This window comes from Streptomyces sp. NPDC002055 (assembly GCF_040296705.1).
Classification (GTDB): Bacteria; Actinomycetota; Actinomycetes; order Streptomycetales; family Streptomycetaceae; genus Streptomyces.
This window is the reverse complement of the sequence record NZ_JBEOXS010000047.1, coordinates 49,465-55,702: the sequence shown is the minus strand read 5'-3', so window position 1 is coordinate 55,702 and position 6,238 is coordinate 49,465. Positions and strand designations below refer to the sequence as shown.

Genomic DNA, 6,238 nt, shown 5'->3' with positions numbered 1-6,238 from the left:
GGGGGGGGGGGCCCCGCACCGTATATTTACGGGCCTGGCGGCCCACAAATACACGGCAGCTTCCGGAACCCCCCACCCCTACAGCCCCGCCCCCTCCCGCCGGTGGCCCGCCTCGGGATCCCCGTGGTTGGTGTCGGGTTGCTCATGGCCCGCCTCGGGATTCCCTTGGTCGGTGTCGGGTTGCCGGTGGCTCGCCTCGGGGTTGCCTTGGCGGGTGTGGTGCGCCGCCTCGGGATTGCCCTGGTCGGTTGCGAGTTGCTGGGGGTCCGCTGCCGGGTCCTCGGTCACGACTGCCAGGAGGGTGCCCAGTTCGACCTGGGTGCCGGGGGTGGCGTGGAGTTCGGTGAGGGTTCCTGCGGTGGGGGCGGAGATGCGGTGTTCCATCTTCATCGCCTCCAGCCAGAGGAGGGGCTGGTCCGCCGTGACCCGGTCGCCGATCCTCAGGTCGGCGACGCGGATCACCGTGCCCGGCATCGGGGCCAGGAGGGAGCCCGGTTCGGTGTGGGCCGTGGGGTCGGGGAAGCGGGGCAGGGCGGTGAAGGTGTGGGCGCCCAGTGGTGAGTCGACGTGGATGCGGTTGCCGTAGGTGGCGATCTCGAAGGTGCGGCGGATGCCGTCCAGTTCGAGGACTACGTGATTCGCGGTGGTTCGGAGGACGCGGATGCCGCCGTCCTCGGGGGCCGGGCCGCCGCGGGTGTGGCGGTAGCGGACCTCGTGTGCGGTGCCGTCCGGTTCCGAGCGGTAGGTCTTGGTGTGCGGCTGGGACGGTACGTTGCGCCAGCCGCCGAAGCGGGACCGGCCCGAGGCGTCGGCCAGGGCCGCGGCGAGGGCCGAGATGCTGCTGTGTTCGTCGGTGGGTGCGGTCAGGTCGGGGAGATGGCGGTCGTAGAAGCCGGTGTCCAGGCGGGCCGCGGTGAAGTCCGGGTGCCGGAGGGAGCGGACGAGCAGGTCGCGGTTGGTGACCGGGCCGTGGATGCGGGCCCGTTCGAGGGCGCGGGCCAGCTTGCGGACGGCTTCGGCGCGGGTCGGTGCGTGGGTGATGACCTTGGCGAGCATCGGGTCGTAGTGGACGCCGATGTCCATCCCGTCGGCCACTCCGGAGTCCAGCCGGACACCCGGGATGTCCAGGCGGTGCAGGGTTCCGGTCTGGGGCTGCCAGCCGCGGGCCGGGTCCTCGGCGTAGAGGCGGGCCTCGACAGCGTGGCCGGACGGCTCGGGGAGGGCGGTGAGTTTCTCGCCCTCGGCGATGCGGAGCTGGAGGGCGACGAGGTCGACGCCGTAGACCGCCTCGGTGACCGGGTGTTCCACCTGGAGGCGGGTGTTCATCTCCAGGAAGTACGGGCGTCCGTCGGCCGAGACCAGGAACTCGACGGTGCCCGCGCCGGTGTAGCCGACGGCGCGGGCCGCGTCGGTGGCGGCGTTGTGGAGGGTGCGGCGCAGTTCGTCGTCCAGGCCGGGGGCCGGGGCCTCCTCGATGACCTTCTGGTGGCGGCGCTGGAGGGAGCAGTCCCGGGTGCCGAGGGCCCAGACGGTGCCGTGGCCGTCGGCGAGGATCTGGACCTCGACGTGCCGGCCGCGTTCCACGTAGGGCTCGGCGAACACCTCGCCGTCGCCGAACGCGGAGGCCGCTTCGGTGCTCGCGGCCGCCCAGGCGTCCGGGAACTCGGCGAGGTCGCGGACCAGGCGCATGCCGCGGCCGCCGCCTCCTGCGGCCGCCTTGATCAGCAGGGGCAGGTCCGCGCTGGTGGCCCGGTCGGGGTCGACGGGGGCGAGGAGCGGCACCCCGGAGGAGGCCATGAGGTCCTTGGCGCGGGTCTTCGACGCCATGGCCTCGATGACCTCGGGCGGCGGTCCGACCCACAGCAGTCCGGCGTCGAGGACGGCGCGGGCGAAGCCGGCGTTCTCGGAGAGGAAGCCGTAGCCGGGGTGCACGGCGTCCGCGCCGGCGGCCAGGGCCGCCTTCACGATGAGGTCACCGCGGAGATAGGTGTCGGCCGGTGCGTTGCCGGGGAGCCGGACGGCCGCGTCGGCCTCCCGGGTGTGCGGGGCGTCCGCGTCGGCGTCCGAGTGCACGGCGACGGTGGCGATGCCCAGCTCGCGGCAGGTGCGGAACACGCGGCGGGCGATCTCTCCGCGGTTGGCGACCAGGAGCGATTCCATGTTCGTCCTCACATCCGGAAGATGCCGAAACTGCGGGTTCCCTCGACCGGGGCGGTGTGGATCGCCGACAGGCAGAGGCCCAGCACGGTGCGGGTGTCGCGGGGGTCGATGACGCCGTCGTCGTAGAGCCGGCCCGAGAGGAACGCGGGCAGCGACTCGGACTCGATCTGCTGCTCCACCATGGCGCGGAGTGCGGCGTCGGACTCGTCGTCGTAGGGCTTGCCCTTGGCGGCTGCCGAGGCGCGGGCGACCAGGGAGAGGACGCCGGCGAGCTGCTGGGGTCCCATGACGGCCGATTTGGCGCTGGGCCAGGCGAAGAGGAACCGCGGGTCGTACGCCCGGCCGCACATGCCGTAGTGGCCCGCCCCGTAGGAGGCGCCCATGAGGACGGAGAGGTGCGGGACGGTCGAGTTGGAGACCGCGTTGATCATCATGGCGCCGTGTTTGATGATGCCGCCCTGCTCGTACTCCTTGCCGACCATGTAGCCGGTGGTGTTGTGGAGGAAGAGGAGGGGGATGTCCCGCTGGTTGGCGAGCTGGATGAACTGGGCGGCCTTCTGCGACTCCGGGCTGAAGAGGACGCCCTGGGCGTTGGCGAGGATGCCGACCGGATAGCCGTGCAGGGTCGCCCAGCCGGTGGCCAGGCTGGGGCCGTAGAGCGGTTTGAACTCGTCGAAGTCGGAGCCGTCGACGATCCGGGCGATGACCTCGCGCGGGTCGAAGGGCACCTTGAGGTCGCCGGGGACGATGCCGAGGAGCTCCTCCGCGTCGTACTTCGGCGGCTCGGCCGGGGCCGGGTCGGGGTGCGCCTTGCGCCAGTTGAGGCGGGCGACCACCCGGCGGGCGAGGCGCAGCGCGTCCGGCTCGTCGGCGGCGAAGTAGTCGGCGAGACCGGAGGTGCGGGCGTGCATCCCGGCGCCGCCGAGGGACTCGTCGTCGCTCTCCTCGCCGGTGGCCATCTTGACCAGGGGCGGGCCGCCGAGGAAGACCTTGGAGCGCTCCTTGACCATGATCACGTGGTCGGACATGCCGGGCACGTACGCCCCGCCGGCCGTGGAGTTGCCGAACACCACGGCGACCGTGGGGATTCCGGCGGCCGAGAGCCGGGTCAGGTCCCGGAAGATCGCCCCGCCCGGGATGAAGATCTCCTTCTGGCTGGGCAGGTCGGCGCCGCCCGACTCCACCAGGCTGACCAGCGGCAGCCGGTTGGCGAACGCGATCTCGTGGGCGCGCAGCGCCTTCTTGAGGGTCCACGGGTTGCTGGCCCCGCCGCGCACCGTCGGGTCGTTGGCCGTGATGAGGCACTCGACGCCCTCGATCACGCCGATCCCGGTGACCATGGACGCCCCGACGGGGTAGTCGCTGCCCCAGGCGGCCAGCGGCGACAGTTCGAGGAACGGGGTGTCGGGGTCGACCAGCAGCTCGATGCGTTCCCGGGCGAGGAGCTTGCCCCGTTCGCGGTGGCGGGCGACGTACTTCTCGCCGCCGCCCGCCGTCGCCTTGGCGTGCTCGGCCTCCAGGTCGGTGAGCCGGGCGAGCATCGCCGTGCGGTGGGCCGTGTGGTCGGGGCTCGTGGGGTCGAGGGCGGACGCGAGCACGGTCACAGCAAGGTCTCCGGAATCTCCAGGTGGCGGGAGCGCAGCCACTCCCCCAGGGCCTTGGCCTGCGGGTCGAAGCGGGCCTGTGCGCCGACGCCCTCGCCGAGCAGGCCGTCGACGGTGAAGTTCAGCGCGCGGAGGTGGGGCAGGACGTGGCGGGTGACGGGCAGCGGGCGGGTCTCCGGGAGGAGTTCCCGGAAGCGGCGGACGGTGAGGGTGTGCGCCAGCCAGCGCCAGGCGTCCTCGCTGCGGGCCCAGAGGCCGACGTTGGCGCTGCCGCCCTTGTCGCCGCTGCGCGCCCCGGCGACCATGCCCAGCGGCACGCGGCGGGTGGGCCCCGGCGGCAGTGGTTCGGGCAGCGGGGGCTCGGGCAGTTCGGCGAGCTCGCGGGTCCGTGCCGGGGGCGGGACGGGGATCCGGCGGCCGTCGTCCAGGACCGCCGTGTGCGGCACGCTCCCCGCGGCGACGTACGCCGCCTCGAACACCCCGTACGGGGCGCCCTTGCCGGGCGGCGCGGTGAGGTGGAAGCCGGGGTAGCCGGCGAGGCCGAGCTCCACGGCCGCGCTGCTGAGCGCCCGGCCGACGGTCTGCGGGTCCGGGTCGCGCACCACCAGCCGCAGCAGGGCGCTCGCCTCCTCCTCCACCGCCGCGTCGGCGCGGTCGGTCCGGGCGAGGGTCCACCGGACCTCGGCGGGGCGGGACTTCGCGAGCGCCCGTTCCATCTGCTCCCGGACCAGCGCCGCCTTGGCCTCGATGTTCAGCCCGGTGAGGACGAAGACCACCTCGTTGCGGTGGCCGCCGAGCCGGTTCAGCCCCACCTTGAGCGTGGGCGGCGGCGCCTCGCCGCGCACCCCGTCGATCCGCACCCGGTCCCGGTCGAGCCGGGTGAGCCGGGCGGTGTCCAGACGGGCGGTGACGTCCGGGCCCGGATACCGCCCGCCGGCCGTCTCGTAGAGCAGTTGCGCGGTCACCGTCCCGACCGTCACCGCGCCGCCGGTGCCCGGGTGTTTGGAGATCACCGAGGAGCCGTCGGCGTGGATCTCCGCGACCGGGAAGCCCGGGTGGACGATGTCGTGCTCGGTGAAGAAGGAGTAGTTGCCGCCGGTGGCCTGGGTGCCGCACTCCAGGACGTGCCCGGCGACGACCGCCCCGGCGAGCGCGTCCCGGTCCTCGGCGGTCCAGCCGAAGTGGGCCGCGGCCGGGCCGGTGACCAGGGCGGCGTCGGTGACCCGGCCGGCCACCACCACATCGGCGCCCGAGCGCAGGCACTCGGCGATGCCGGCGCCGCCGAGGTAGGCGTGGGCGGCCACCACGCCCGGGCCCCAGCCGCGGTCCAGCAGGTCGTCGCCCTCGACGTGCGCCACCCGGACGGGGACGCCGACCCGGTCCGACAGCTCCCGCACGGCGCCGGCGAGCGCGGCCGGGTTGAGGCCGCCCGCGTTGGCGACGATCCGCACCCCGCGCTCGGCCGCCAGCCCGAGGCCCTCCTCCAGCTGACGGAGGAAGGTGCGGGCGTAGCCGAGCTTCGGGTCGCGGGCCCGGTCCCGGGCCAGGATGAGCATGGTCAGTTCGGCGAGGTAGTCGCCGGTGAGGACGTCGAGGGGGCCGCCGGTGAGCATCTCCCGGACGGCGTCGAACCGGTCGCCGTAGAAGCCGGAGGCGTTGCCGATGCGCAGGGTCACGCCGCGCCTCCCGAGGGCGCCCGGCCGGGTCCGGGCGGGCCGGCGAAGGACTGGGCGATGTCCAGCCAGCGGTCCGCGTCCGGCCCCTCGGCGCGTACGGCGAGGTCGCCGCGGTGGGCGCGCTGGGTGACCAGCAGACAGAAGTCGAGGGCGGGGCCGGTGACGCGCTGCGGGGCGTCCGCCGGACCGAACTCCCACATCTCCCCGTCCGGGCCGGTGAGTTCGACCCGGAACTCCTCGCCCGGCGCCGGCAGTCCGCGGGCGAGGTAGGCGAAGTCCCGGGCGCGGACCCCGATCCGGGCCACATGCCGGAGCCGGGCCGTCGGGGTGCGCTTCACTCCGAGCGCGTCGGCGACGTCCTGGCCGTGCGCCCAGGTCTCCATCAGCCGCCCGGTCGCCATCGAGGCGACGCTCATCGGCGGCCCGAACCAGGGCAGCCGCGCGCCCGCGGGCTGCCCGGCGAGGGCCCGCTGCACGGCCGCTCTGCCCTCCCGCCAGTGCTCCAGCAGTGCGGCGGGCGGCCGGGCCGCGCCGCGCTCGGCGGCGTCGTCGACGAAGGTGTCCGGGGCTTCCAGGGCCTGCGCGGCCTGCCGGGTGAAGGCCTCGGGGTCGGTGGCGGAGAGCACCGCCTGCTCGTCGGTCCAGGCCAGATGGGCGATCTGGTGGGCGATCGTCCAGCGGGGCGCGGGAGTCGGGGCCGCCCAGGCCTCCGGCGGGAGTCCGGCCACGAGCCCGTCGAGCTCCTCCCCCTCGCTCAGCAGGTCGTCGAGCACGGCACCGGGATCGGCCACGGTGCGC

The 6,238-nt window shown here is 74.4% G+C and carries 4 protein-coding genes; all 4 read right to left on the bottom strand.

The genetic code is table 11. The annotated features are described in order from the left end of the window. Nucleotides 1-78 precede the first annotated feature (78 nt). From ABT112_RS25580 to ABT112_RS25565, 4 genes are read right to left on the bottom strand one after another with little or no spacing between them, the layout of a single operon-like run. Nucleotides 79-2,160 (bottom strand): acetyl/propionyl/methylcrotonyl-CoA carboxylase subunit alpha, encoded by a 2,082-nt coding sequence (locus tag ABT112_RS25580; protein WP_351513341.1) that lies wholly within the window; start codon nt 2,158-2,160, stop codon nt 79-81. A gap of 8 nt (nt 2,161-2,168) precedes the next feature. Next, nucleotides 2,169-3,764, bottom strand: a complete 1,596-nt coding sequence (locus ABT112_RS25575) for an acyl-CoA carboxylase subunit beta (protein WP_351513339.1) — start codon at nt 3,762-3,764, stop codon at nt 2,169-2,171. Next, nucleotides 3,761-5,440 (bottom strand): acyclic terpene utilization AtuA family protein, encoded by a 1,680-nt coding sequence (locus tag ABT112_RS25570; protein ID WP_351513337.1) that lies wholly within the window; start codon nt 5,438-5,440, stop codon nt 3,761-3,763. The genes ABT112_RS25575 and ABT112_RS25570 overlap by 4 nt, the downstream gene beginning before the upstream one ends. Continuing rightward, nucleotides 5,437-6,231 (bottom strand): TIGR03084 family metal-binding protein, encoded by a 795-nt coding sequence (locus ABT112_RS25565; RefSeq protein WP_351513335.1) that lies wholly within the window; start codon nt 6,229-6,231, stop codon nt 5,437-5,439. The genes ABT112_RS25570 and ABT112_RS25565 overlap by 4 nt, the downstream gene beginning before the upstream one ends. Nucleotides 6,232-6,238 lie beyond the last annotated feature (7 nt).